Genomic DNA, 26124 nt, shown 5'->3' on the forward strand with positions numbered 1-26124 from the left:
GGCCTGTGTCGAGGTCCCGTTCGATGAGAGTCGCGCCTGAGGTGGTTCCTGGCGGCCTCAGGCCCGGCTATCGCGAACACGGACCTCGGCACAGGCCCTAGTTCCGCGGTCCTGACCGCAGTGCGCTCAGGACGATCCGGCACAACCGGAGCTCACCCTCCGCGTAGTCCGCTCCGCCGAGCTGGGAGAACGTCGCGATGGCCTCCTCGACCTCGACGACGGCCCGGTCCAGCTCGGTGCGCGCGTCGGCGCGGATCGCGGCGAAGATCCGCTGGGCCCGGGCGTGGGTGGCCGTGTCACCGGAGCGGGCCGCGAGCTCACCGAGTGTGGTGACCGCCGTCTGGCTCGCAGCGAGTGCTTCGGTGGTGCGGCCCGCGGTCTGCTGGAGGGCTGCCGCCCTGGAGAGGTCGACGGCCCGCTGCCTGAGCAGGCTGTAGGTCAGGTCGGAGCCGGTGGGGCTGTGGGCCAGCAGCGCCTCGGCATCCCGTGCGGCGCCCAGGTAGGTGTCGATGGCGTCGTCGAGCCGTCCGGCGTCGAGGAGCTGCCTCACGTGGGCTTCGCGCAGCTCCGCCGCCACGGACACGCTACCGGCCGGGGAGACGACGTGCGTCGGGATGTCGCGGTCGAGGGCCGCCTGCACCAGGGGGTGGTCCGACTGCGGTGCGGCGGTCGGTGGCGGTGGCGCGGGAGCTCTTCCGGCGCGGGCGATGCGCCACCACCTGTGGGCCTGGTGCGTCTGGTTGTGCCGCATCTGGTGGTCGGCGAGCTCCTTGGCGGCGTCGGCGTGGCCCGCCTCGGCCGCCTTGGCGAGCTGGACGGCGGCTTCCGCGTGCCGGCCCTGTTCCGCCAGGGTCAGACCGAACCGGTAGTGGCCCTCCGGTTCGCCGCGTTCGGTGGCCGCGATGAACCAGCGCTCGGCCTCGGCCGGTGCGCCGTCGTCGCGGTACATGCTTCCCAGGACCGTCATGGCGATCGCCATGCCCGCGTCGGCGCCGGCGTGGAACCACCGGCGGGCCTCGTCCCGGCGCCCCTGTTGCAGGCACAGCGCGCCGAGGTTGAAGCACGCCGAGGTCATGCCCGCGGTGACGGCGGCGGTGAACCAGCGCTCGGCGTCCGCAGGCCGGCCACCCGCGCGGTACAGATGACCGAGGTTGAACATCGCCTCGGCGAGACCCGCGTCGGCGGCTCCGAGGTAGCAGTGTTCCGCTTCGGTCGTGCGACCGGCTTTCTCCAGCAGCACACCGCGGTTGAACAACTCGACGGTCTCCGGCTGCGGTGTCCGGGAGGCACCGGCCGCCGGTGTGGAATCGAGGATTCGCAGGTTGCGCAGGGCTGTGTCCAACATGGACCGATGGCTTTCGTTGTTCACCACCAGGCGTTCGTACAACGCGACCGCTTCACGCAACGAGTCCACCGCGCGGTCGCGGTCGACCTGCGCGTAGACGCTGCCGCGGCTCGACAGCGTTGCGGCGAGCAGGGCTGTGTGGCGCACGGGGTCGGCTTGGGCGAGTTTCCTGGCCGACGCCACGGCTTCGTCGGCGGTGGCCGTGGCTTCCGCGTCCCGGCCGACGTCGCAGAGCCGACCCGCGTGGTTCATCAGCGACAGCGCCAGATCGGGCGCGTAGGCCTCTCGGTTCACCGCGACGAGGTCACGCCGGATGTCCACGGCCTCCGCGGAGGCTTCGAGTGCTTCAGCCGAACGTTCGAGCCGGAAGCAGGCGGTGCCGAGGTTCGTCAACGCCCGTGCGAGGCCGGGCAGGTGCGCTTTCGGGGCCGAGTCCACCAGGCTCCGGTACCTCTCCACGCTCTCGCCGAGCGCCCGCAGCGCCGCTTCGTCCTCGCCGACGGCCATGAGCCTCGTGCCGAGAGCGGTGAGCGCGAACGCGAACATCGGCGGGTCCGCGGCGGCGGTGCCCTCCAGAACCCGGTGCAGCGCAACGGACTCCTCCGCGGCGGCAACGGCGTTCCCGCGTTGGCCGACGTTCTGCAGCTGGTTGCCGTAGTTCGACAGGGCCAGTGCCAGGCCGGCACGGGCCGAGTCCTCGGTCTTGGCGCGCAGCAGCTCGACCGCGCGACCGGTGAAGCCGACCGCGGTGTCGTGCCGGCCGAGGTCCGACAGGTGGGCGCCGACGCGCATCAGGCACAGCGCGACGTCGACCCCGTAGGTCCGCGGGTCGAGCTCTTCGAGCCGGCTCAGCGCCGCGAGCGCCTGGAGGCCGTACCGGACCGCCTCCTGCTTGCGACCGGCGTGCCCCAGGCGGGTCCCGAGCCGGGAGCACCAGGACGCGACGTCCTGGAGCCGGGCGGTGTCGGTCACCCGCTCGCGCACGAGCCGCTCGGTGACCGCGGCGGCGCCCTCGTCCAGGTCGACCTGGCGATCATCGGGCAGGTGGACCTCGACGGCGAGCAGCACGTCCGTGTCGACGTGCCTGGCCTCGGCCAACGCGATCAGCGCCGCGCTGTCGGCGTGGACGGCGACCTGGGGGCGTTCGCTCAGCAGCGCGCCGAGCTGCCGGCCCACGTGCGGCCACCGGCCGGCGGCCGAGGCGAGCACCGTGATCGTCCTGGCCACCGTCGACGGCACCGCCGCGTCCGGTTCGTCGACACCGAGCAGCACGCCGGGCACGTCACCGGCCCACGGGTCCGGGTCGTAGCCGGTGATGTCGTGCCCCGGCAGCATGAGTGCGACGAAGTCCTCGGCCAGGCGGTCCGGCTGGAGCGGTTGCAGCACCCGGGAGCGGTCGTGCGGCGGGTAGCAGAACCGGTGGTCGTCGAGGACCTGCTGGGCGGCTTCGAGCCGCAGGCGGGTGAGCCGGGCGAGGCCGTCGCGGTGGGACATGCTGTCGCTGAGCACGGAGGTGAACACGGCGCGGGCCATGTCGGCCGACGTCGTCCTGAACCCCGGACGCGGTTGCAGGCGTTCCCACCCCATGCGTTCCCGATCGAGGAGGTACGCGGCGATGCCCTCGACGCCGTCGGGCACCGGCCCACCGGGGTGCCGCGCGCGCAGGGCCGTGACGAGGGCGGCCATGTGGATGGTCAGGACCTGCCCGAACTCGTCGCCGTCCAGGCCGCGCGCGACCTCGTCGACGGGCGCCGGCACCCCGAGCACGGCCGCGAACCGGTCGCGGGCGGCGGCGAAGGCGCGTTCGCGGTCGTCAGTGCCGTCGGCGAAGTCTGGCAGCAGGAGGTCGCCGACGTCGGCACCGATCTCCCGCAGCTCACCGCGCAGAGCGGGCCACCACTGCACCGTCCGGCCGACGAGCAGCACCCGCACGGGTCTGCCCACCTGCCCCAGCTCCCGCAGGAGCGCGACGAGCTCCAGGTGCGGCCACCGGTCGGCGTAGTCCACGACCACCAGCAGACCGCCGGCCGTGCGCGGCTCGAACGTCGCGCCGGACCAAGCCGCCTCGGACGCGTGACGGGCCAGCGCCATCTCCCAGCCGGCGGAGGCGGACACCTCGGCGAACCGCGCGGCCAGCCGCGTCTTGCCCTGTCCGCCGGGGCCGTGCACGAGCAGGGCGGACATCGGCGCGACCGCGGTGTCCCTCCACCTCGCCAGCGCGGCGAGCTCGTCGTCGCGCCCGCTGAACGGCACGACCTGGCTGCGCGCGTCGAGCAGCCGGCTGGGCTGGTGGGCCAGCCGCGCGGGGTCCACCGCAGGGACGAACGAGAACGGCTCGAGCCGGTGCGCCGGCGGCGTTCCGGTCACGGTGACCGGCCCCTGCGGGTGGTTGATCTGGACGCTGCCGGACCCGGTGACGAAGTGCTGGTCGCCGGTCATGGTTCCCGGCGATCGGGCTGCTGCTGCGTGCCGTACTGGACGTTGACCGTGCCCTGCGGGGAGTTGATCTGCGTGCTCTGGGGGCCGGTGACGTAGTACTGGTTGCCGCCGCGCGGCTCCTCCGGGGCGGCCTCGGCGCGGGCGCGTCTTTCCAGCACCACCAGGACCGCGGTCAGCACGACCGCGACCGGCACGCCCACCCAGGCGAACCGGGCCCAGGTGTCGGGCAACGCCCCCGTGGCGATGTTGACCGCGCTGGGCAGCAACAACATCCCCACGACGATCCCACCGGCCAGCGGCCGGCGCCTCGCATCCCTCGCCATGATCGACCTCCCCTGGAAGACATCGGCGGACCGGGCTCCGGTGTGACATCTCCGACGTCGATGAAACCACCCGCGGGTCTCGAGCAGGGACCGGTGGCGACGCCGTCAGCACAGGTGTGCCCGGCGTTGGCCCGTGCGCTGCGGCTGTCCGATGAGGAGCGTCGAACCCTGCCGTGCTGACGGCGTCCATCCTCCGATCGGAGGATGGACGGGGTCCACCGCGCCCGCCGTGATCCGCGTCCGCGTGGTCGATCCGGTGCGCGGGCGGCAGCGGCAGGCTGTCCGCATGGCATTGTCCGACGTCGTCCGCACCTCTCGTCCGGCACGCATCCGCTACCTCGACAACCTCCGGATCTTCCTGACGTTCCTCGTGGTCGTGCACCACTGCGCGGCGCCCTACAGCACCATCGACGTCTGGCCGAACTGGCAACCGCCGGCGTCGGAGGCCGAAGCGGTGCCGTTGACGCTGCTGCTCGTGGTCAACCAGTCGTTCTTCATGGGGTTCTTCTTCCTGCTGTCCGGGTACTTCGCGCCCGGTGCGGCCGACCGCAGGGGGCCGCGCGCGTTCGCGGTCGAGCGGCTGAGGCGGCTCGGGATTCCGCTGCTCGCGTTCGTGGTGCTGCTGCGCCCGTTGTTCGACCTGCCGACCTACCTCGCCCTGCCGGCCGGCACCCGGCCGTCGTTCGTGGCCTACTACTTCACGGCCTGGGAGGTCGGGCCCGCCTGGTTCCTGGAGGTGCTGCTGATCTTCTCGCTCGGGTACGCGCTGTTCCTGCACCTGCGCGGGACCGCTGCGCCGGTGCGGTCACAACCGTTGCGGCGGCGGGATCTCCTCGTGTTCACGCTCGTGCTCGCCGTGGCCACGTACGGCTGGCGCATCCTCGTCCCGCTCGGCACGGACGAGCCGGTGCTCGGGCTACCCAGCCCTTCCTACCTGCCGCAGTACGTGCTGCTCTTCTTCGCCGGTGTCGTGGCGTACCGGCGCCGGTGGCTGGAGTCGCTGCCGCAGCGGACGGGTTGGTTCGGCGTGGTCCTGGTGGTCACGTCGTTCGTGCCGCTGGCGCTGGGCGGGTACCGGGGGTTCGTGGCGGCCGGCGAGCTGGCCGGGTACGACCTCCCGCACCTGGCACTGGCGCTGTGGGAGTCGGCGTTCGCGGTCGGCGTCGTCCTGGTGCTGCTGCGGGTGTTCGCGCGGTTCGTCGCCGGCTCGTCGCGGTTCAGCCGGTACCTCGCCGACAACGCCTTCGCCGTGTACCTCGTGCACGCGCCCGTCATCGTCGGTGTCGTGGCGGTCTTGCAGCCACTCGACGCGGCGCCCGTGCCGAAGTTCCTGCTGGCACTGGTGATCGCCGCTACTGCGAGCTGGGCGGTCTCGGGGGCGTTGCGCCGGGTGCGCGCTGTGCGTGCGGTTGTCTAGCAACGGCTCCCCTTGCCCTGGGAACGGTCGTGCGATGATTCCCGGGGTGGGGGTCGAGGCCGAGTTGCGCGAGGAGTTCGACCGCTGGGAGCACAGGGAGACCGCGGTCCTGCAGCTGCTCCCGTACCCGTTGCTGGTGGTCAGCGTCGTGTTCACGCTGCTGCAACCGCTCTGGGGCGCTCCCCTGCACCTGCCGGAGGTGCTGGTGCTTTCGGCCGTGCTCACCGCGTGGGTGGTGTGGTTCCACACCTCGCACCCGCAGTGGCACGGCGACAGCGCGCGGATGGCCTGGTACTACGCGGGGCTCGTGGCGTTGACCGCCTGCCTGGTGCTGGTCACGCCGTGGTTCGGCTTCTTCGCCTTCATCGGCTACGTGCACGCGTTCCAGTACCTCAAGGGTCGGTGGCGTTACGCCGGCGTGGTCGTCACGGCCGCGGTCTGCGCGATCTCCTACGTGGGCGGGGCGGACGGCATCAGTGCCGACGAGTGGTGGAAGTGGCCCGCCGTCAGCGCGGTCACGGCGGTGCTGGCCACGGCGGCCTTCTCCGCCGACGTGATGTCCGACCGGCGCAACCACCGGCAGAAGCGGGCGCTGGTGGAGCTGCACAGGGCGAACGCCGAGCTGGAGAACGCGCTGGCGGAGAACGCGGGCCTGCACGCCCAGCTGCTGGCGCAGGCGCGCGAAGCCGGTGTGCTCGACGAACGGCAGCGGATGGCGCGGGAGATCCACGACACCCTCGCCCAGGGCCTCGCGGGCATCCTCACCCAGCTGCAGGCAGCCGAGCAGGCCGCCGACGAACCGGTGGTGTCGCGCCGGCACGTGGCGAACGCGGTGGAACTGGCCCGCGAGAGCCTCACCGAGGCCCGGCGGACGGTGCACGCGGTGGAGCCGGCCGCGCTGGAGCGGACGCGCCTCCCGGACGCCATCGGCGACGTGGCCCGGCGCTGGTCGCGGGTGAACCGGGTGGAGGCGGTGCTGACCACGACCGGTGAGGCCCGGCCGATGCACACCGACGTCGAGGTGGCGCTGCTGCGGACCGCCCAGGAGGCCCTGGCGAACGTCGCGAAGCACGCGCGGGCCGGCCGGGTGGCCCTGACCCTGTCGTACATGGAGGACCTGGTGACGCTCGACGTGCTGGACGACGGGGTGGGATTCGCACCGGACGCCCAGCGCACGGGCGGTTCCGCGGACGGCGGTTTCGGGCTCGCCGGCATGCGGCAGCGCGTGCAGCTGCTCGCGGGGCGGCTGGACGTCGAGTCCGAGCCGGGCGGGGGCACCGCGATCACCGTGGCGGTGCCGGCGATCCCCGCGGGAGGTGTGCGGTGATCTCGCTGCTGATCGTCGACGACCACCCCGTGGTGCGCGACGGGCTGCGCGGCATGTTCGGTTCCGACCCGCGCTTCGAGGTGGTCGGCGAGGCCGGTGACGGTGCGGAGGCGATCGCGGCCGGGGAACGCCTGCGGCCCGACGTGATCCTCATGGACCTGCGGATGCCCGGGACGGACGGGGTCGCCGCCATCCGGGAGCTGACCAAGCGCGGGGTGCCGTCCCGGGTGCTGGTGCTGACCACGTACGACACGGACAGCCACGTGCTGGCCGCGATCGAGGCCGGCGCCACCGGCTACCTGCTCAAGGAGGCGCCGAGGGAGGAGCTCGTCCGCGCGGTGGAAGCCGCCGCACGCGGGCAGGCGGTGCTCTCCCCCGCCGTGGCGACCCGGCTCGTGGGGCAGGTGCGCAGACCGGCTCCGGCACCGTTGTCGCAGCGCGAGCTGGAGGTGCTGGAGCTGATCGCGCGCGGCTCGACGAACCGCGAGGCAGCGAAGCGGCTCTTCATCAGCGAGACGACCGTGAAGACGCACCTGCTGCACGTGTACGCGAAGCTGGGCGTCAACGACCGGGCGGCCGCCGTGGCCGTCGCGTTCTCCCGCGGCTACCTGACGCCGCAGGACTGACGGCCGCTCACCTCCGCCCGCCGCGTGGTGCGTGGTCGAGGAGGACCTCCGCGGCGGCACGGGCGTGCCGCCGGTAATCAGGGTCGTTGAGGAGCACGGCGCGGCTGATCGCGCCGTCGGCGAGGGTGACGAGCTGCTGGGGTCCTCGACGCCGAGCTCGGCCACCAGACCGGTCACGAGCGTGAGCATCCCCCGCAGTTCGTCAGGCGAAGAAGCGGTTCATGCCGTCCACATCGGACAGGAACGTCTCGATCCGGGACACCTTGCCGTCCGCCAGCGTGAGGACGGTGGCGAGGTGCTCGTCGAGCACGACCTCGCCCCTCATCGCGGTGTTGTGGAGGTTCAGCGCGACGTTGTCCCGGCTCACCAGCACGTGCAGCAGGGCGAAGTCCACGCCGAAGCCGCTGATCAACCGCACCCGGTCGACCACGCCGTCCTGGCCGGTCACGGTTCCGGAGACCTGGTTGTCGCCCGGCAGCGTCCAGGTCACGTCCTCGGTGAGAATCCCGCGCAGCAGGTCCCAGTCCTGGCCGGCCAGCGCCTTCATGAACGTCGCCGCCACGTCCTGCTTGACCTGTTCGGTCGTCATCACGCCCCACCTCAACTGTTCGATTTGATTCGAACCGTAACAGTTCGAGTCAAGTCGTACAATCGGGTGTGTGAAGACCGAAGAGGGCCCTGCCCGCGGGGACATCACCATCGAGGCGGTGCTCGCGGCGCTCGACCACCCGCTGCGGCTGCGGGTGGTCAGGACGCTGGCGGCGGCGGAGGAGCTGAACTGCCAGGAGATCCTGCCGGACATCACCAAGAGCACGGCCAGCCACCACTGGAAGGTGCTGCGGGAGGCCGGGGTCGTCGAACAACGACGCGAGGGCCGGTATCTGTACCTGCGGCTGCGGCGCGAGGACCTGGACAGCCGGTTCCCCGGCGTGCTCGACGCGGTGGTGCGGGGCTGATCCCGCCGGGTGCCGCAAAAGGCCCGAGTCTGGTCCGCGAGCACGTGCTCGCGGACCAGACTCGGGCGGTTGAGCCTTACCGGGCGCCGTACGGGTCCTGGCTGAGCAGGTGGGCCTTGAAGCCTTCACCGACACCGGGCTCCGGCGTGCCGTTCCAGTCCTTGATGAGCACGGCGCCGGAGCTGCACCCCCACGGGTTCCAGGTCCACGCGAGGTAGCTCAGCTCGTGCGCATCCGCCCAGTCCACCAACCGCTGCATGTAGTCGAAGCCGCAGTTGTCCTGCCCGAACTCCCCCACCACCACGGGAACCTGCTCGGCGAGCGGGGCGATCTGGGTGTCCCAGCAGGCTTCGCTGGCGCAGGCGTTGAAGCTGTAGGCGTGCCACGACGCCGCGATGTTGTTCAACGGGTCCACCGGCTTGTGGGCCAGCCACTCCCGCATGTCGTTGGCCCATTCGAGGCCGCCTAGCATGAGCACGTTGGTGGCGCCGGTGGCCCGCACCGCGTCGACCAGGTCCTGCATGCCGGCGGTCTCGTAGGGCAGGCCGGTGCAGGTGCCGCCGTCGCGCCAGCACTGCCAGCCGAGGGTCTTGTTCCAGTCGCTGGCGATCTCCGGGTACGGCTCGTTGAACAGGTCGAAGACCACGGCGTCGTTGCCCTTGAACGCGGTGGCGACGCCGGTCCAGAACTGCGGGGCGTACTGCGCGTCCGGCATCGGCTTCTGGCACACCGCGTGCTCGTCCTTGCAGTGCCAGTCCGGGCCGTTCGGGTAGGCGCCCCAGGTCCAGTGCAGGTCGAGGATCACGTTGATGCCGTTCGACACCAACAGGTCCACGTACTCCTTCACGGCCCGCTGGTAGGCGACGCCGCCGGGCGAGCCGTGGACGCCCAGCCAGCACTCCTCGTTCAACGGGATCCGCACCGCGTGGACGTTCCAGGTCTTCATCGCGTCCACCGACGCCTGGTCCACCGGGCCGCCGTCCCACATGCCCTTGCCCTGCACGCAGGCGAACTCGCCGCTGGACCGGCTCACCCCCAGCAGCCGGTACGGCTCGCCCTGCGCGGTGACGATCCTGTTGCCGGAGACGCGCAGCTCCGGTGCGGAACCGTCGGGCGGCGGGGTGGTCGTGGTGGTCGGCACGGTGCCGGTGCAGTCGGTGCCGTTGACCGCGAAGTCCGTCGGCTTGGCGTTGCTGCCGCTGTAGGAGAAGTTCGCCCCGGCGCTGACGCTGCCGCCCGCGGGGACGGTGGCGTTCCAGCTCATGCTGGTGACGGTGACCTTCTTGCCCGACTGGGACCAGGTGCCGCTCCAGCCGTGCTGCAACGTCTGGTTGCCCGCGTGGGTGTAGGTCAGCGTCCAGCCGTCCACCGCCGCCGAGCTGACGTTCGCGATGGTCACGTCGGCCTTGAAGCCGCTGCCCCAGTCGGTGGTCGTGTAGTCGACCCGGCACCCGAACGGCGCCGCGCTCGCGCCACCCGCGACCGCCGTCAGAGCCGTGCACGCGACGGCCACCGCCGCCCCCAGCACCGCGAGCACGGTACGGCGCTTCTTGGCTGTTCCCGACATCAGCACTCCTTCGTGCGCGTCACGGACAGGCCGCCACCCCAATTCTGGGAGCGCTCCCAGAGCCGACCGTAGCGAAGATGCCGCGGCACGTAAAGAACCGATGTGTGGGAGGTGTCAGTCCAGGAGGCCGAGGCCACTCCTGCTCGTCGATCGACCGAACCCTCCGATGACTTCGTCCTGTCGTCTCCCGCACCTCGGTCTCGGACTGGTGCGGGTGGTCCGGCACGCCCGGCGGCAGGGCGAAACCCAGTGCCGAGTGGACGACTTGGCGCACAGCGGGAACCCAGGCCGCGAAGACCACGCCCTGCTCACGTGCCAGCCGCCGGCTCCCGGTACAGCACGAGGTGCTCGTGGTACAGCACGCCGTCGCGGATGTCGCCGGTCGCGGTGAACCCGGTGTCGTCGACGTAGTCCAGGTGCGCGCCGGTCACGGAGTAGGACCCGGTGTAGGCGCTGCGCCGGGTGCCGCGGGCTTCGTCGTAACGGCCGTCGGCGTGCAGCTCCTGCCGGATGTGGCCGTCCGCCGTGACCCACATGCCCACCACGTCGATGTTGTCGTCGTTGCTCATGACGTCGAGGATCGGCCACTTCTCGCGTCCCGGGCAGGACGCGGTGGTCCTGGGTGTGGCACACCCAGGACTCGTCACTTCGGCGCGGTGTACCCGCCGCAGACCTCGGCGCTCGCTCGCGGGTCGCTGTCGCGCAACGTCGCGATGATGTGCTCGGCCTGGCGTTCGACGGGCTCCTCGGTCACGGGGAACCGCAGGACGAACTGCTTGTGCTCCAACGACTCGCGGGTCGTCCTCCAGCGCTTGTCGACGACGTGCCGCGGTGGCGAGGTGAACGTGACGTCGACCTGGTCGCGGGTGCCGGGGAAGGACTGCGCCCAGTCGACGCCGCTGTCCCACCGGTCCAGCACGGCGGGGTGCTCGCGCAGCCCGTCGCGCACCAGCCGCGCCACCTCCCGGCCGGGCCACTCCCAGAACCGGTCGCGGTCGGCGCGGGCGAGCTCGGCCTCGTACTGCGCCAGGTCGAAGCGGACCTCCGGCAGGGACAGCCCGTTGTCGTCGGGGTTGCGCCACCCGTCCCAGACGACCTCGCCGCCCTCGCGGCGGACGCGGACGAACACCGCGCCGCAGCACCCCCACGTGCAGTCCGCCTCGGCGATCATCACCTCACGCGGCTCGTCACCGGGCAGCAGCGGGCTGGTGGGCCCCAGCAGCACGTCGGGGTCCTCCCGCGGTCCTTCGGAGAACACCGGTTCGACCGGGTCTCGGTCGTCCACCAGGAGCTTCAGCTCGGTCCTGCCCCAGGCGGAGTGCTCCGGCGCAACGACGGACACGCGCAGCAGGCTCGTCACTTCGCCGGCTCCAGAAACGGGTAGTCGGGCAGTTCGACGCCGTTGATCGCGCGGTCGATCAGGGCGGTGAACGCCTCCATGTCCGGTTCGGGGGCGGGCTCGGTCTGCGGCAGGAGGCTGTGGACGTGCATGCGGCCGATCTCCTGGTTGGCCTCCACGAACGGCCGCATCCGCTGCTCGTAGGCCGCGAACCCGGCCTCGGGGTCCCAGCCGGCGGTGGCGAGCTCACCGGCCAGCAGGTGGGCGCCGACCAGCGCCAGGCCGGTGCCGCCGCCGGACATCGGCGACGAGCTGAACGCGGCGTCACCGATCAGCGCCACGCGGCCGTGCGACCAGCGGTCCATGACGACCTGGGCGACCTGGTCGAGGTAGAAGTCCGGGGTGTCGTCGAGGTGCGCGAGGATCTGCGGCGTCACCCAGCCCATGCCCGCCATCCGTTCGCGCAGCAGGGTTTTCTGCGCCTCCACGTCGCGGTGGTCGACGGTGAAGTCGGCCGCGGGGAACGACAGCATCGCCATCGCCCTGGTGTCGTCACCGATGGGGCGCAGGCCGGCGGAGCGGCCGGTGACGCGGTCCTGGTGGTCGATCATCCAGCGGTCCACGCCGAACTCGTTGGGCACGCTGTAGAACGCCAGCACCAGGCCGAGGTGCCGCAGGAACCGCTCGCGCGGCCCGAAGACCAGGGCGCGCAGCGACGAGTGCAGGCCGTCCGCGCCGACCACCAGGTCGAAACGGCGCCGGGTGCCGCTCGCGAACGTCACGTCCACGCCGTCCGCGTCCTGGGTGAGCTCGGCGATGCGGTCGCCGAAGACGTACTCGGCGTGGTCGCGGGTGTCGTCGTGGAGCACCCGGGAGAGGTCTCCGCGCAGGATCTCGATGTCCGCGATGTAGCCGTCGCCGCCGTCGTCCTCGGCGCGGTAGGTCTCCAGCACGGTGCCGTCGGCGTCCACGGTGTGCGCGCCGGCGGTGTCCGTGCGAGCCGCGCGCACCGCGTCCTCCAGGCCCATCCGCCGGATGACCTCCTTGGCGACGCCGCGCGCGTCCACGGCCTGGCCGCCCGGCCGCAGCGCGGGTGCCCGTTCCACGACGGTCACCTCGGCGCCGCACCGGTGCAGCCAGTGGGCCAGCGCGGGTCCCGCGATGCTCGCCCCTGCCACCAAGACCTTGTTCCCGCTCACCGCAGCCCCCATCGTCCAGTCAGGATGGTCCGGAGTATAGGAATGCGGCCGGGTGGCCGCGCGGGGTTTCGGCACCGGAGCGCGGGAGGTCCGGTGAATCCTCGTCGCCCGGCTGCCCGGCACCGCCGGTCCGGCGATCACGGCGGTCACCGAGGCGGTCGCGGCGGCGGGCGGGCTTTAGACAGTGATCACGACCTTGCCGCGGGCGTGCCCGGTTTCCACGTACCGGATCGCATCGGGCGCCTGAGCGAGCGAGAACGTGCGGTCGACGACCGGCGTGACGGCACCGGACTCGGCCAGGCGCCGCAGCTCCGCGAGGACCGTCCGGTCGGGCGCGGTGGTGAGCACGTGCAGCCGGTCGCGGACGAACGCGGACCGCAGCTTCGCCTTCAGCAGGAGCCGCAGCGGACCGACGAGGCTGCCGCCCTCGAACACTCCCCCGCCCGACAGCACGACCGTCCCACCGGGACGGACCACGCGGCGCAGTCCTGCCAGCGGGTGGTTGCCGACCAGGTCGAGGACGAGGTCGTACCGCGTGCTGCCGGTGGTGAAGTCGGAGCCGGTGTAGTCGATGACGTGGTCGGCGCCCAACGAGGTCACGAGCTCGGCGTTCCGCGTCCGGCACACGCCGGTCACGGTGGCGCCCACCGACTTCGCGATCTGCACGGCGAACGTCCCGACGCCGCCGGACGCCCCGTTGACCAGCACGTGGTGACCGGGTCGCAGTCCCCCGCTGTCGCACAGGCCCTTCCACGCGGTGAGCCCGGCCAACGACAGCGCGGCCGCCTGCTCGAAGCTCAGGCAGGCGGGCTTGGGTTCGACGAGGTCCTCGGCCACGCGCAGGTACTGTGCGAAGGCCCCGTCGGCGGGACCGAGGTCGCCGAACACCTCGTCGCCGGGGCGGAAGCGCCGCACGTCCCTGCCCACCGCCTGCACGGTTCCGGCGAAGTCGCGGCCGCGGATCTTGGCGCGGGGAGCGGTGAACCCGATCCCGGTGAGGCGGGCGAGGTAGGGGTCTCCGCGCATGATGTGCCAGTCGTAGGCGTTGACGGCGGCGGCGTGCACTCGCACGAGCAGCTCGCCGCTGCCGGCCGACGGCGGTTCCACGTCACGCAGCGCCAGCACGTCCGGTGAGCCGTACCGGTCCTGGACGATCGCCTTCACCGCGTCACCCCGAGGGCGAGCGCGGGGCGGGCGGACCGCACCGGGCGGCGGACGACCCACTCGGCCACGGCGAGGTTGACGAGCCAGGCGGCGAGCATCAGCACCGCCTTGGTGAGCTGGTCGAGCGGGCCGCTGAAGGCGATCCAGGGTCCCATCAGCACGGCCTGCGTGCCGGCGCTCAGCCCGATCGCGAACGCGCGGACCATCCACGCGCGGTGGCCGGCGAGGTCCCTGCGCAGGGCCGCGGCGACACCGAGGACGAGGAACACCGCCCACGCGGTGCCGAACACCAGCCGGGAGCCGGTGAGCAACGCGCCCACGTCGGCCGGTTTGGGGTAGAACACGGTCATCCACAGCCCCGACAACGCCCCCAGGAGTCCACAGAGGACCAGAATTCGGCCGGAGACGCGGTGCCACCCCGGTCTGCGGCGGCGGAAACCGGGAGCGAACTGGAAGGCGCCGAGCACGCTGTAGACGCTCACCGTGACGGCGTGCACCACGACGGGCACGGGTGAGGCGAAGAACCGCGCGTTGTCCGGCGTGATCTCCGCGCCGGTTCCGAGCTCGGTCAGCCGCAGTGCGCCGCCGAGCACGGGGACGAGGCTGAACAGGATGATCGCGGCCGGGACGAGCAGGTCCCGCCGGGTGGTGGAGGTCATGCCCCAGATCGTGGCGCGGGAGGCGGGGCCGGCTCATCGGGAGAAGGTCTTCGGTCATCCTGGCCGATGGTCGGGTGCGGTCGTCGTACTTTCGGCTGACCGCTGCCGGAGACCGCCGCGCACGCGCCTGGTCTCGTAGGCCCAGATGGCGATCTCCACCCGGTTCCTGGCGCCGATCTTGGCCATCAGGCTGGCGATGTGGGACTTCACGGTGCTGAGCGTGATGTGCAGCTCGGCGGCGACCTCGCCGTTGGTGCGCCCGCCCGCGACGGCGGCGAGGACCTGCTCCTCCCGTTCGGTGAGCGGGTCGGCGAGCTGCGCGGCGGGACCGGCGGGACCGGTGTCCGCGAAGGCCTCGATCAGCCGGGCGGTGACGCTGGGGGCGATCAGGGCGTCACCGGCGGCCGCGGCGTGGACGGCCTGCGACAGCAGCGCGGGGCCGGCGTCCTTGAGCAGGAACCCCTTCGCGCCCGCCCGCAAAGCGGCGTAGACGTAGTCGTCGAGGTCGAAGGTTGTGATCACGACGACGGCGAGCGGGTCGGGGACACCGGGGCCGGCGAGGAGGCGGGTGGCCTCGATGCCGTCGATGCCGGGCATGCGGATGTCGAACAGGCACACGTCGGGCCGCACGTTCCTGGCGAGCTCCACGGCCTGCCGCCCGTCCGGTGCCGCACCGACGACCTCGATGTCCGGCTGAGCGTCGAGGATCATCGCGAGTCCGGTGCGGACGATCTCCTGGTCGTCCGCGACGACGACGCGGATGCTCATCGGGCGGCCCCCGTGAGCGGCAGCACGGCGGTCACGGTCCAGCCGCGGCCGGGGTTCGGGCCCGCCGCGCAGGTGCCGCCGAGCAGGTCCGCGCGTTCCTCCATGCCGATCAACCCGTGTCCGCGGGTGGTGCGTGCGGTGACCGGGTCGCCGTCGTCGCTGACCCGCAGCCGCACCGCCGAGCCGCCGACGTCGACGTGCACCTCGATGCGGGTGGCGTGCCGGGCGTGGCGGCGCGCGTTGGTGACCGCCTCCTGGCTGAGCCGGTAGACCGCGGTTCCCACCGACTTCGGCAGGTCGTCGGCCGCCCCCTCGATCAGCACGGCCACCTCGGGACCGGGCCGGCCGGGGCTCGCCAGCAGGGCGACGTCGGCGATCGCGGGGCTGGGCGCCAGGTCCGCGGAGTCGGTGCGGCGCAAGGCCCGCACCATCGTGCGCATCTCGGTGAGCGCCCGTGAGGCCTCCGACTCGATCAGCACGAGCGCCTCGGTCGCCGCCTCCGGGCGGGTGGCCGCCGTCGCGAGCCCGGCCTGCGCCCGGATCGCCATGGCCGACACGTGGTGGGCCACCGTGTCGTGCAGGTCGCGGGCCAGCCGTTCCCGTTCGAGCAGCTTGACCTGGTCGAGCTCACGGGCCCGCGCCCGTCCCCGGTAGCGCGCCGCGGCTCCGAGCGCACACGCCGCGGCCAGCACGGCACTGCCCGCCACCGCGTCCCCCGCGCCGAGGAACCCGAGCGCCACCGACAGGCCGACCTTGCCGAGCATGACCGCCAGCCCGACGACCGCCTCCCGCCCCGATCCCCAACGGAACAGGGCGAACGGGAACAGCAGCAGGAACACCAGGGTGTTGAGGTCCGGCTCGCCCCAGAACACCAGCGACGCGACCGCGGCCACGCCGAACGCGGCACCGGCGGCGAGCAACGGCCTGCTGCGGCGCACCAGCAACAACGGCAGCAGCACCACGGCCAGCACCACCGAACCGGCCCGCCAGCTCAGGTCCGGCCGCAGCACCGCCTCCAGCACCGCGACCGGCAGGAGCACGGCGACCAGCGCCCAGTCCCACCACAGCCGCGCGGCCCCGCGCACCGGCCGGGGCTCGTCCCACACCGACCGCAGAAGGGCGAACACGGCGTCATCCTACGAGTCGGCTACTGCATGTTCGTGACGTGCCGGTGCGCCGGGAAGTCGGCGCAGGCGTAGAACTGCAGGTTGTAGCTGCGGCCGATCGACAGCATCGTCGGCTCGTTGTCGTGCGGGAACAGCGCACCGCCGGCGTCGGCGTCCTCGACCGGCCGCCAGCTCGTGGTGCCGTCCCACTCGCTGGTGGCGAGGGTCAGCAACGGCGTGACGGCCCCGCCGCAGTCCGGGCAGGACAGGGGGAACGGGTCGGAGAAGCTCCACGGACCGTGCCCACCGGCCTTGCAGCCGGAGGACACGGACAGCGCGTACTGGTAGTGCTGGTCCTCCTGCTCCTCCCACCGCCGCACCCGTTCGCGGAGCTCGGCGGGCAGGCAGTGCGGGGCCGGGTACTCGGTGACCTCCTCCGGGTGCAGCACGCACGGCTGCGGCAGGTAGTGCTCCTCGACCGCGGCCGGCTGCGGGGCCTCGGCCAGCGGGTCGGTCACCTCGGCCGCCTTCCGCCACCGCAGCGCGGTGCGGGGCGCGCACCCCTCGTCCTCGTGGTCGAACGGGCACCACAGCACCTGCAGCAGATCGGCACCGTCCGGGCGGGGCAGGCCGGGGACGTCCCGCGCGTACAGCTGGGCCACCGGCACCATCGGTGCGGGCCCGTCCTGCGCGATCCCGGTGCCGTGGTCGACCCCGTCCACGACGACCTTCTCGTCCGCTGTCAACAGGTTCACGCCCTCGGCCCGCGGCCGTGCCCACGCTTCGGTCAGAATCCGCCGCCGTGCGAACACGTCCGCCACGCTCGCACCGTGCAGCTCGGGGCCGGCGTGCTCGGCGCAGGCCGGCCACTCCTCCCCCGCGGGCCACAGCAGCGGGCCGCCGATGGAGCTGTCCGCGGCGGTCGGTGCGCCGGGGCGCGGGTGCAGTCGCACGGCGGTGCGGGCCAGCGGTGCGAGTTCGGGGAAGTGCGCCGTGACGTCGACGGGACGCGGCGGAGTGGTGCGGACCATGGCCGAAGATGGTATTCGCGGCGACCGGGCGTTCCCTCAGCTCCGCAGGAGGTCGTCGACCAGTCCCTCGGCGTAGCCGGGACCGATCGCGGTGGGACGGCACAGGACCCGGTACACGATCGGCGCGACCACGCGGTCGAGCACGGTCTCGGTGTCGACGGCCGGTTCCCCGCGCGCGGCGGCACGGCCGAGGATCACGCTTATCTGGTCGGCCGCGTAGTCGGAACACCGCAGGGCGTTGACGCCCGGATCGCCGATGAGCGCGTCACGCAGGTAAGCGCGGCCGGGTGCGGACGACATCTCCTCCAGGAACTGCCCCGCCCACGCCCGCAGGTCCGCGATGAGGCTCCCCCGGTCCTCCGGAGGCGAGTCCGGCCGGAGGCGTTCGACCGCGATGTCCGACAGGAGCGCCTGCAGGTCGCCCCACCGGCGGTAGATGGTCGAGGGCGTGACACCGGCCCGCGCGGCGACGAGCGGAACGGTGAGCTTCTCCCGTCCCAGCTCGGGTTCCAGCTCTCGCACGGCGGCGTGCACGGCCTCCTGCACGCGGGCGCTCCGGCCACCCGGACGTGCTGTCCCTCTGCGGTCCACGACACCAGCCTAAAGCAAAGATGTTGCTTTAACGCCGATGCCAAGACTACCGTCCGCTTAACGCGAAGAATTAGCTTCAGGAGGTCGGCCTGTGCCCACCTGGACCGTCGGGGACCTGACCGTGCACCGGGTCGACGAAGCGATCGCACCACCGGAGACCGGACCGTGGCTGCTCCCGGCGGCGACGCCCGACCTCGTCCGGCGCCACGACTGGATGCACCCCGACTTCGCCGCGGCGGACGGCGCCTTGCGGCTCGCGACCCACAGCTTCGTCGTCGTCGGCAACGGCAGGCGGATCGTGATCGACACCGGTGTCGGCAACGGCAAGCAGCGGGCCAACCCCGCGTGGCACGACCTGCGCACCGGCTACCACGACCGGCTGGTGGACACCGGGACCACGCCCGACGCCGTCGATCTCGTCCTGTTCACCCACCTGCACACCGACCACGTCGGCTGGAACACGCACCTCGTGGACGGCGAGTGGGTGCCGCTGTTCCCGAACGCGCGGTACGCCACGTCGAGGCTGGAGCGCGAGTTCTGGGCCGGGCAGGTGCTGGACGAGCCGCGGCAGCAGGTGTTCCGCGACTCCGTGCACCCGGTCGAGGACGCCGGCCTGCTGGACCTGGTCGAGGTCGGCGCGCACGGCGCAGAGGTGGCCGAGGGGGTGCGGCTCGTCCCGACGCCGGGGCACACGCCGGGGCACGTCGCGGTGGAGCTGACCAGCGGCGGCGAGACCGCCCTGGTCACCGGCGACTGCCTGCACCACCCGGTGCAGGTCGCGCACCCGGAGGTGACCAGCTGCGCCGACGTCGACCCGGTCCAGGCCGAGGCCACCCGGCGCGCGCTGCTCGAGTCGCTCGCGGACACCGGCACCCTCGTGCTGGGCACGCACTTCCCGCCGCCGACGGCCGGCCGGATCGTTCGCGGGCCGGACGGCCTGGTGCTGACGGTCAGGTGAGGAGCTCCCGGATGACGGCGGTGGCGGCGGTCCCGCCGCTGTCGGCCTGGACCGCGGCGGCTCTGAAGAGCACCACCGTCGAGCAGCACCGGCTTGCCGGGACGGCCCCCGCCGGAGCCGTCCCGGCGGCAGTCAGACGCCCTCGCGCAGCAGGGCGACGAGGGCGTCGGCGGCCTCCGCGGACGAGGCCGGGTTCTGCCCGGTGATCAGCAGCCCGTCCCGCACCACGTAGGAACCCCAGTCCGGGCCCTTCGAGTAGTCGCCGCCCTTGGCCTTCAGCTCGTCCTCCACGAGGAACGGCACCACGTCGGTCAGCCCGGCACCGTCCTCCTCGCCGTTGGTGAACCCGGTGACCGACCGCCCCTTCACCAGTGGCTCACCGTCCTCGCCGGTCACGTGCCGCAGCACGCCCGGCGCGTGGCACACCAGCGCGACCGGCTTCCCGGCCCGCAGGGTGTCCTGGATGACCCGGATCGAGTCGGTGTCCTCCGCGAGGTCCCACAGCGGCCCGTGCCCGCCGGGGTAGAACACCGCGTCGTAGTCGGCGGGGTCGACCGCGCTCAGCGCGACGGTCGAGCTCAGCGCTGCCTCGGCCTCGGGGTCCGCCGCGAACCGGCGGGTGTCGTCGGTCTGCGTGTCCGGTTCGTCGCTCTTGGGGTCCAGCGGCGGCCGGCCGCCCTTCGGGGACGCGAGCGTGAGCGTCGCACCGGCCTCCTTGAGCCGGTAGTACGGCGCGGCGAGCTCCTCCAGCCAGAAACCCGTCTTGCGGCCCGTGTCCCCCAGCTCGTCGTGCGAGGTCAGAACGATCAGCACGTTCATCGCGGAACCCTTCCGTCGTCGTGGGGCCTTGAGGGTCAAAGCCGGTCCGCCCACCACCCTGGACGACGGGCCCGCTCCCGGCGACTCGGGCGGTCAGCCGCGGTCGTGCAGCGTGATCCGGTACCCGTCGGGGTCGGCGAAGGTGAACGTCCGCCCGAAGGGACCGTCGACCGGCGCGGCGACGATGGTGTGCCCGTCGGCGGCCAGCGCGTCGTGGATGTCCTGGACGTCGGTGGCGTGCAACCAGATCGCGGCACCGATGCCGGGCTGGGCGACGGCGTCGAGGTCGGTGCCGGGGACGACGTCGCGGAGCGCGAACGCGATCGGCTTCGTCTCGAAGACCACCGCGTGCGGCGGCCCGGCCGGCGAGCGGACGAGACCGAGGTAGCGCTCGTAGAACGCTTGCGAGGCCGTGAGGTCGCGGGCCTGCAGCGAGATGAAGTCGGGTCCGGTGACGGGCATGGCGTGGCTCCTCCACTACGTGTCAGTTTTCTGACACGCACCACGTTATGTCAGAATACTGACATGAGTCAAGACGACGCGGGCATCGACCTCGACACGTCACTCGGCTACCTGCTGAAGGAGGCGTCGAGCGTCCTGCGCGCGGCCATGGAGCAGGTGCTGCGCCCGCTCGGGATGACCGTGACGCACTACTCGTGCCTGGAGCTGCTGGCCCAGCGGCCGGGCCTGTCGAACTCCGAGCTCGCCCGCCGCGCGTTCGTGACGCGGCAGTCGATGAACGTGCTGCTGCAGAACCTGGAGCGGGACGGGTACGTGACCCGGCCCGCGGCGGCGCCGGTCGGGAAGGTGCTGCCCACGCGGCTCACCCCCCGCGGGCGGCGGAGCCTGGAGAAGGCGTCGGCGGCGGTGCGGGCGGTGGAGGTCAGGATGCTGGCGGGGCTCACCGAGGGCGAGCGGGCGGAGGCGTTCCGGGTGCTGCGGAGCATGGTGCACGCGCTGCGCGACGAAGGCGCCTGAACCGGGCAGCCCTCGGGGCGGACGCCGTGGTGACGTCCGCCCCGAGGGCTGTTCCGGTTCAGAACGAGCCGGGCAGCACCAGCACCGCCCACGCCGCGATCGGCCCGAGGCCGACGATCACGCAGGTGTAGGAGATGACCTGGCGGTAGAACCGGGTGCGGTCGACGCCGCGGGCGTTGGCGAGGACCAGGGCGCCGTTGGTGGAGAACGGGGAGACGTCGACGATCGTGGTGGAGATGGCCATGGCGGCGACGACGCCCGCGACCGGCAGCGCGTCGGTGAGCAGCAGCGGGATCGCCATCGGGATGGTGGCGGTGAGGATGGCCGTCGAGGAGGCGAACGCCGAGGTGACGCCGACGATGACGCACAGCACCAGCGCCACGAGCAGCGGGGCGCCGAGGCCGACCGCGCCGTGGGCGACCCAGTCGATGGTGCCGGAGTGCTCCAGCACGCCCACGTAGGTGACCATGCCCGCGACCAGCAGGATCGTCGGCCAGCTGATGCCCTCGACGGCCTTGCCGAGGTGCTCGCGGTCGAGCAGGGCGAGCACGGCTCCCGCGGCCAGGGCGAGGAAGCCGATCTGCAGGTGGAACGCCAGCGCGCCGATGACGAGCACCACCAGGGCAGCGAGGGTGGCCCGCTGGCGCCAGGTCACCGCCACCGCCTCCGGGCGGACCGCCGTGGCGACGCCACCACCGGTCGGCTCCGCCACCCCGCCACCGGACACCCCACCACCGGACACCCCGCCGCCGGAGGCCACGTCGTCCGGGCGTTCGACGAAGCTCTCCTCACCACGGCGGCGCAGCATCACGTAGGTGACGGCGGCCAGCAGCACGTTGAAGCCCAAGCTCGCGAAGAACAACGCGGCGTGCGAGATCGTGAGACCGGACTTCGCAACGATGCCGTAGACCAGCGCGCCGGACACCGCCATCGGCGAGAACGCGCCGGCGTGAGCACCGCAGATCACCATCATGCCGATCATCAGCGGGCTGATGCGGTAGGCGAAGGCGAAGCTCATGCCGATCGGCACCAGCAGTGCGACCGCGGCCGGGGTGAACGTGCCGAGTGCGGTCAGCGTCGCGGCGACGGCGAACAGCACCCAGGGCACGAGGATCGCCCGGCCGCGCACCAGCCGGATCCCGCCCTCCACCAGCAGGTCGATCGTGCCGTTCAGCTTGGCGACGGAGAACAGGTAGGTCACGCCGACGACGGTGATGAACAGCGAAACGGGGAAGCCCTCGAAGATCTCCTTGTCCTCCAAGCCGAACACGAACGTGCCGACGAGGAAGGACGCGACCAGCGCGAGGATCCCGATGTTGACGGGCAACACGGTGGCGATGACGAACATGCCGCCCAGAACCAGGATGGCGATCAGCTGTGATGACATCATTGTCCTCTTGGGTCATGCGGCCCCGACGGTTCCGCCCGGGCAGGACGGTCGGGTCAGGAGGCCGACAGGGCGGCCAGTTCCGTGAGCGGGAGCTCCAGCGGTTCGTCATCGGGCAGGACCAGGGTCGCGTCGCCGATGCGGCGCGTCGTCCGGGTGACCCCGATGGCGAGCTGTCCGTCGCGGGTGTCCGCGCGGGTCGTCACGACTCCGGCCGGGGTGTCCAGGCGCAGCACCTCCTCGTCACCGGCGGTGAACCGGGACAGGACGGTACCCGCGGTGCGGGCGGCGGCGGTGAGGGCGACGCTGCCGGTGACGGCCAGCGCGGGGTGGGTCCGGCCCATGGACATCATCCGCACGGTCACGTCCGAGCGGCCGGGGCGGCCCTCGCTGACGAGAGCGATCTTCGGGGTGGCGCGGGCGGCCTGCTCGGCCTCGGCGGCGAGGCCCATGCGCACGGCGGCGGTGCGGCGGATGCGGTCGAGCCGGTCCAGCAGGTCCGGCTGGGCGTCGAGCGCGGCCGGGGACGCCTCCCCGTTCGCGCCGAGCTCGTCGGCGGGCACGAGGACGACCGGTGCTCCGGCGTCGAGGAGCGTGACGCGGACGCCGTCCACCACGTCGACGGCGTTGCCGGTGGGCAGCAACGCGCCGGTCGTGCGGCCGGCCGGGTCGACGAACCACAGGTGCACGCCGAGACCGGGCTGGGCGACACCGGGGATGCGGTCGGTGCCCTGTTCGGTGACGCGGCCCGCCGGCGTCGGCACGTCGACCACGATCAGCTGGCCGGTGTTGGTGTTGTTGATCCGCACCGTCGTCACGTCTCCGGTGGGCGTCACCCAGCCGCGGCGCAGCGCGTACGGGCCGACGACGGCCGAGCAGTTGCCGCAGTTGCTCGTCCAGTCCACGCGCCCGTCGGCGATGCCGATCTGGGCGAACGTGTACTCGACGTCGATGCCCGGCCGATCGCTCCGCGCGAGCACCACGGCCTTGCTGGTCGTGGACGTCGCCCCGCCGACACCGTCGACCTGGCGCGGGTCGGGGCTCCCGTACAGCCGCAGCAGGACCTCGTCCACGCTGCGACCGGGCACCGCCAGCACATCGCGCTCGAACACCCAGCACTTGCTGGTGCCTCCGCGCATCCACGTCGCCGGTATCTCTCGCACAGCCACTCCTTCGCGGGCGGTGGCAACACCGCCGTGACAACCGGGGAATGACGGCAACCGTGACGTGCACCGAGGTTGAACACAATCACGAGAATCTGCACACCCGTGAAGCCCTCCTTCACGCTCAAACAGCCTAATCAATGCCCATGGATCAGCATCGAGGCCGAGAAACGCTGTTCAATGGCTATGGCTAGCCTGAAGCACAGCTGTACGGAAGTCATCGCACAGTGAAACGACCGCATCGAACTTTTCTGCCGAGGAGCGCCCCATGCTGGACGTCCGACGCCTCGCACTGCTCGCCGCCGTGGTGGACACGGGCTCGATGACCGCCGCTGCGGAACAGCTCGGCTACACGCCGTCGGCGGTCTCCCAGCAGCTGCGCCGGCTGGAGGTGGAGGCCGGTCAGCCGCTGTTGCACCGGCAGGCCAGGGGCGTGCGGCCCACCGAGGCCGGAGCGGTGCTGGCCGGTCACGCCCGCCACGTGCTGCGCCGGCTCAGCGCCGCCGAGGCCGACCTCGCCGAGCTGGCGGGCCTGCGCCGCGGCACGATCGCGGTGGGCGTGTTCCCGACCGTCGCGAGCGCGCTGCTCCCCCAGGTCGTCAGCCGGTTCCGCCGCCAGTACCCGGACCTGCGCCTGGACGTGCGCAGCACGCGGTTCGACGAGCTGGTCGAGCTGCTGGAGAACGGCACGGTCGGCATCGCGCTGCTGTGGGACTACGCGTGGAACCGGGTCGACGTGCCGGACATCTCGCTGACGCCGCTGCTGGACGACCCGACCGTGCTGGTCGTCGCCGCCGACCACCGCCTGGCGCGCAAGAGGTTCACCACCATGGCGGAGCTCGCCGACGAGGAGTGGATCGTGCGCGCCCACGACCACCCGGTCGCCGAGGTGCTCGAACGCAGCTGCCGCGCGGCCGGGTTCACCCCGCGGATCGCGTTCGAGGCCAACGACTACCAGGAGGCGCAGGCCATGGTCAGCGTCGGCCTCGGCGTCGCGCTCGCCCCCAGGACCGCGGTGCGCAACCCGAACCCGGACGTCCGCGTCCTCGCACTGGGCAGCGACGTGCCGGCCCGCCGGGTGCTGCTCGCGCACCGCCAGGACCGGCTCCGCGCACCGGCCGAGCTCGCGATGCACCAGTTGCTGGTCGACGTCGCCCGCGAGTACCAGACCAAACCCTGACGCCGCCGCCTCACGAGGCGGTCAGGGCTGCGCGCCGGTCACGCCGAAGGTGCCCGGTCGCGGGCTCAGACCGTGATCAGGCACCCGTGGTCGTCGCGGGCGGCGGCGTCCTCGTCGTCGAACCAGTGGCCGTCGGAGCCGAGGTAGCGGAAGCGCAGGGTCGTGCCCCGCGGGACGACGACGGCGGCGGTGCGGCGGCCGTTGGACCGGGCGCGCAGCTCGGTCACGCCCGGCGTCCAGCCGTTGAAGTCGCCGACCACGCTGACGGGTCCTGACGGCTCGTGCCGGGGCAGCGCCCAGGTCACCCGCACTTGCTGGTCCTTCGCAGGCACGATTCGGATCATCGAGACGTCGGTCCTCTCAGGCTTTCCGGTCTTTGTGCCGTGACAGCCTGTCGAGGAGTGCCGCGTCTGACGAGCCGACGCGCCCGAGTGGACAGTCGCTGGATCGGGTGGTTCGTCCGCCGGGCACGGCGCTCGCCGAGCAGCGGTGTGATCATCGCGGCGAGCAGCAGCTCGGCGATGTCGCCGCCGTAGTACATGATCTCCGCACCGGTGCGGACCTCGGCGGCGGGTGCGTCGACCCGGGTCCAGAAGCCGCCGTAGAGCAGCTGGGAGACCACGGCGTGCACCGCGATGGCGCAACCGAGGTAGACCAGCCGGGTGCGGACGCCGGGTCGGGCCGGAGCGGGGTCGGGGCCGGCGATCACGTGGGCGAACAGCAGCCCGGCGGCCAGGAAGTGCGCGTGCAGCAGCCAGTGCCCCGCCGGGTCGGCGGTGATCACGTTGTACAGCGACGTGAAGTAGAGCGGCACGAGACTGCCGGTGCTCAACAGGAACGCGACCGCCGGTCGTGCCGCGAAACGTGCCGGCGGGCTGTGCAGCACCGCGACGAGCCGACGCGCCGCACGGACCGGCAGCGTTCGCAGCAGCAGTGTGACCGGTGCGCTCAGCACGAGTGCCAACGGCGCGTACATGCCGATCAGCAGGTGCTGCGCCATGTGGCCGCGGAAGTCGGTGTGTGCCCATGGTGCGACCGGCGGCAGCAATGCGACGGCCAGCAGGGCGATGCCGCCGAGGAACCCGGCTGTGCGCCACGGGCTCCACCCCAGGACCGGGTTCGACCGTCGAGCGCGGCCGACGAGCAGCAGGTAGACGACCGCGCACGACAACAACGGGACGATGGGCAGCCACGCGCCGATGCTCGGGCCGTGAGCGTGGTGGTCCATCAGGAGTCACGCCGACTGCGTTGCAGCAGATAGCCGCCCACGACCAGAACCGCGCCCAGGGCCAGGAACGCGAGGTCCCACCACAGCTGGTGCGGCCCGCCGCGCACGTGGTGCACGCCGAGGAGGTGGTGGTCGAGCACGCCCTCGACGAGGTTGAACGTGCCCCAGCCGACCAGGACCCACCCCCACAGCGCGCGGGAGGTCCACGTCCCGCGCCGGTTCTCGGTGACCCTGGAGTGCAGGACGGCCAGCCCCAGCAGGACCGCCAGCCAGCAGACCGTGTGGAAGATGCCGTCCCACGCGGTGTTCATCCGCAGCCCGGAGACGGTGTCCGGGTCGTAGAAGTCGATTCCGGCGTTGTCGGTGTTCGTGCTGCTCAACATGTGGTGCCACTGCAGGAGCTGATGCAGCAGGATGCCGTCGGCGAACCCGCCGAGGCCCACCCCGAGCAGGATTCCGGGGGCTTTCAGGCTCGTCCGCTGTTCGACGGTGGTCACCTGGGCCGTCCGTTCGACCGGGCTTCTTCGTCGAAGATCGGTGCTCTAGTCATGGCT

The 26124-nt window shown here is 72.2% G+C and carries 27 protein-coding genes; 7 read left to right on the plus strand and 20 right to left on the minus strand.

Annotated features, from left to right (window positions below; translation table 11 throughout):
* Positions 1-97 precede the first annotated feature (97 nt).
* Positions 98-3784, minus strand: a complete 3687-nt coding sequence (locus ACZ7CF_RS37130; RefSeq protein WP_470371983.1) for a hypothetical protein — start codon at positions 3782-3784, stop codon at positions 98-100.
* The gene (locus ACZ7CF_RS37135; protein ID WP_470371984.1) at positions 3781-4107 is read right to left on the minus strand and encodes a hypothetical protein; all 327 of its coding nucleotides are present in this window, start codon (positions 4105-4107) and stop codon (positions 3781-3783) included. The genes ACZ7CF_RS37130 and ACZ7CF_RS37135 overlap by 4 nt, the downstream gene beginning before the upstream one ends.
* A gap of 286 nt (positions 4108-4393) precedes the next feature.
* Here ACZ7CF_RS37135 and ACZ7CF_RS37140 point away from each other — a divergent pair, with 286 nt between their 5' ends.
* Genes ACZ7CF_RS37140 through ACZ7CF_RS37150 form a run of 3 tightly spaced genes read left to right on the plus strand, consistent with a single transcriptional unit; the run spans position 4394 to position 7477 of the window.
* On the plus strand, positions 4394-5524 hold the full coding sequence (locus ACZ7CF_RS37140; protein ID WP_470371985.1) for an acyltransferase family protein: 1131 nt from the start codon (positions 4394-4396) through the stop codon (positions 5522-5524).
* A 34-nt stretch (positions 5525-5558) separates the two neighbouring features.
* Complete coding sequence (locus ACZ7CF_RS37145) at positions 5559-6851, plus strand: sensor histidine kinase (protein ID WP_470371986.1); 1293 nt, start codon at positions 5559-5561, stop codon at positions 6849-6851.
* Positions 6848-7477, plus strand: a complete 630-nt coding sequence (locus tag ACZ7CF_RS37150; protein ID WP_470371987.1) for a response regulator — start codon at positions 6848-6850, stop codon at positions 7475-7477. Before ACZ7CF_RS37145 ends, ACZ7CF_RS37150 begins: the two co-directional genes overlap by 4 nt.
* A 202-nt stretch (positions 7478-7679) precedes the next feature.
* Here the strand turns inward: ACZ7CF_RS37150 and ACZ7CF_RS37155 are convergent, their stop codons facing one another.
* Entirely contained in the window at positions 7680-8066 is a 387-nt protein-coding gene (locus tag ACZ7CF_RS37155; protein WP_470371988.1) for a nuclear transport factor 2 family protein, read from the minus strand.
* 70 nt (positions 8067-8136) lie between these two features.
* Between ACZ7CF_RS37155 and ACZ7CF_RS37160 the strand changes: the two genes are divergently transcribed.
* On the plus strand, positions 8137-8433 hold the full coding sequence (locus ACZ7CF_RS37160) for an ArsR/SmtB family transcription factor (RefSeq protein WP_470371989.1): 297 nt from the start codon (positions 8137-8139) through the stop codon (positions 8431-8433).
* Between the two features lie 76 nt (positions 8434-8509).
* Here ACZ7CF_RS37160 and ACZ7CF_RS37165 read toward each other — a convergent pair whose 3' ends face one another.
* The 10 genes from ACZ7CF_RS37165 to ACZ7CF_RS37210 all read right to left on the minus strand — a co-directional run bounded on the left by ACZ7CF_RS37165 (position 8510) and on the right by ACZ7CF_RS37210 (position 17857).
* Positions 8510-10000, minus strand: a complete 1491-nt coding sequence (locus ACZ7CF_RS37165) for a cellulase family glycosylhydrolase (protein ID WP_458432066.1) — start codon at positions 9998-10000, stop codon at positions 8510-8512.
* A 308-nt stretch (positions 10001-10308) separates the two neighbouring features.
* Positions 10309-10569, minus strand: a complete 261-nt coding sequence (locus tag ACZ7CF_RS37170) for an Atu4866 domain-containing protein (RefSeq protein ID WP_470371990.1) — start codon at positions 10567-10569, stop codon at positions 10309-10311.
* 74 nt (positions 10570-10643) lie between these two features.
* The gene (locus tag ACZ7CF_RS37175) at positions 10644-11342 is read right to left on the minus strand and encodes a hypothetical protein (protein WP_470371991.1); all 699 of its coding nucleotides are present in this window, start codon (positions 11340-11342) and stop codon (positions 10644-10646) included.
* Between the two features lie 14 nt (positions 11343-11356).
* Complete coding sequence (locus tag ACZ7CF_RS37180; RefSeq protein ID WP_470371992.1) at positions 11357-12538, minus strand: FAD-dependent monooxygenase; 1182 nt, start codon at positions 12536-12538, stop codon at positions 11357-11359.
* Positions 12539-12715: 177 nt separating this feature from the next.
* Positions 12716-13702 (minus strand): NAD(P)-dependent alcohol dehydrogenase, encoded by a 987-nt coding sequence (locus ACZ7CF_RS37185; RefSeq protein WP_470371993.1) that lies wholly within the window; start codon positions 13700-13702, stop codon positions 12716-12718.
* Positions 13699-14361, minus strand: a complete 663-nt coding sequence (locus tag ACZ7CF_RS37190; protein WP_470371994.1) for a DUF2306 domain-containing protein — start codon at positions 14359-14361, stop codon at positions 13699-13701. The genes ACZ7CF_RS37185 and ACZ7CF_RS37190 overlap by 4 nt, the downstream gene beginning before the upstream one ends.
* A gap of 54 nt (positions 14362-14415) precedes the next feature.
* Positions 14416-15129: a response regulator transcription factor gene (locus ACZ7CF_RS37195; RefSeq protein WP_360388523.1), complete on the minus strand. Its 714-nt coding sequence runs from the start codon at positions 15127-15129 to the stop codon at positions 14416-14418.
* Complete coding sequence (locus ACZ7CF_RS37200; protein WP_470371995.1) at positions 15126-16256, minus strand: sensor histidine kinase; 1131 nt, start codon at positions 16254-16256, stop codon at positions 15126-15128. Before ACZ7CF_RS37200 ends, ACZ7CF_RS37195 begins: the two co-directional genes overlap by 4 nt.
* Before the next feature lie 20 nt (positions 16257-16276).
* Positions 16277-17266, minus strand: a complete 990-nt coding sequence (locus tag ACZ7CF_RS37205; protein WP_470371996.1) for a hypothetical protein — start codon at positions 17264-17266, stop codon at positions 16277-16279.
* 36 nt (positions 17267-17302) lie between these two features.
* A complete protein-coding gene (locus ACZ7CF_RS37210; RefSeq protein ID WP_360388532.1) occupies positions 17303-17857 on the minus strand; it encodes a TetR/AcrR family transcriptional regulator in 555 nt (184 codons plus the stop codon).
* Positions 17858-17948: 91 nt separating this feature from the next.
* Here ACZ7CF_RS37210 and ACZ7CF_RS37215 point away from each other — a divergent pair, with 91 nt between their 5' ends.
* Positions 17949-18815 carry an MBL fold metallo-hydrolase gene (locus ACZ7CF_RS37215; protein WP_470371997.1) on the plus strand — a complete coding sequence of 289 codons (867 nt, stop codon included), beginning with the start codon at positions 17949-17951 and terminating at the stop codon, positions 18813-18815.
* A gap of 132 nt (positions 18816-18947) precedes the next feature.
* On the opposite strand, the gene ACZ7CF_RS37220 is transcribed toward ACZ7CF_RS37215, so the two are convergent.
* Positions 18948-19634, minus strand: coding sequence for a type 1 glutamine amidotransferase domain-containing protein (locus tag ACZ7CF_RS37220; protein ID WP_360388537.1), 687 nt, complete (start codon positions 19632-19634; stop codon positions 18948-18950).
* Positions 19635-19727: 93 nt separating this feature from the next.
* Entirely contained in the window at positions 19728-20096 is a 369-nt protein-coding gene (locus ACZ7CF_RS37225) for a VOC family protein (RefSeq protein WP_360388539.1), read from the minus strand.
* A 63-nt stretch (positions 20097-20159) separates the two neighbouring features.
* Between ACZ7CF_RS37225 and ACZ7CF_RS37230 the strand changes: the two genes are divergently transcribed.
* Complete coding sequence (locus ACZ7CF_RS37230) at positions 20160-20612, plus strand: MarR family winged helix-turn-helix transcriptional regulator (protein ID WP_360388542.1); 453 nt, start codon at positions 20160-20162, stop codon at positions 20610-20612.
* Between the two features lie 58 nt (positions 20613-20670).
* On the opposite strand, the gene ACZ7CF_RS37235 is transcribed toward ACZ7CF_RS37230, so the two are convergent.
* Positions 20671-21999 (minus strand): SLC13 family permease, encoded by a 1329-nt coding sequence (locus ACZ7CF_RS37235; protein WP_470371998.1) that lies wholly within the window; start codon positions 21997-21999, stop codon positions 20671-20673.
* Between the two features lie 56 nt (positions 22000-22055).
* Positions 22056-23162 carry a PrpF domain-containing protein gene (locus ACZ7CF_RS37240; RefSeq protein WP_360388547.1) on the minus strand — a complete coding sequence of 369 codons (1107 nt, stop codon included), beginning with the start codon at positions 23160-23162 and terminating at the stop codon, positions 22056-22058.
* A gap of 268 nt (positions 23163-23430) precedes the next feature.
* Between ACZ7CF_RS37240 and ACZ7CF_RS37245 the strand changes: the two genes are divergently transcribed.
* Positions 23431-24342 (plus strand): LysR family transcriptional regulator, encoded by a 912-nt coding sequence (locus tag ACZ7CF_RS37245; protein WP_360388550.1) that lies wholly within the window; start codon positions 23431-23433, stop codon positions 24340-24342.
* A gap of 65 nt (positions 24343-24407) precedes the next feature.
* Here the strand turns inward: ACZ7CF_RS37245 and ACZ7CF_RS37250 are convergent, their stop codons facing one another.
* From ACZ7CF_RS37250 to ACZ7CF_RS37260, 3 genes are read right to left on the minus strand one after another with little or no spacing between them, the layout of a single operon-like run.
* The gene (locus ACZ7CF_RS37250) at positions 24408-24674 is read right to left on the minus strand and encodes an early set domain-containing protein (RefSeq protein ID WP_458432051.1); all 267 of its coding nucleotides are present in this window, start codon (positions 24672-24674) and stop codon (positions 24408-24410) included.
* Between the two features lie 8 nt (positions 24675-24682).
* Positions 24683-25570: a cytochrome c oxidase assembly protein gene (locus tag ACZ7CF_RS37255; RefSeq protein WP_470371999.1), complete on the minus strand. Its 888-nt coding sequence runs from the start codon at positions 25568-25570 to the stop codon at positions 24683-24685.
* Positions 25570-26067, minus strand: coding sequence for a DUF2243 domain-containing protein (locus tag ACZ7CF_RS37260; protein ID WP_360388558.1), 498 nt, complete (start codon positions 26065-26067; stop codon positions 25570-25572). The genes ACZ7CF_RS37255 and ACZ7CF_RS37260 overlap by 1 nt, the downstream gene beginning before the upstream one ends.
* Positions 26068-26124 lie beyond the last annotated feature (57 nt).

This window comes from Lentzea sp. NPDC036955 (genome assembly GCF_055608005.1).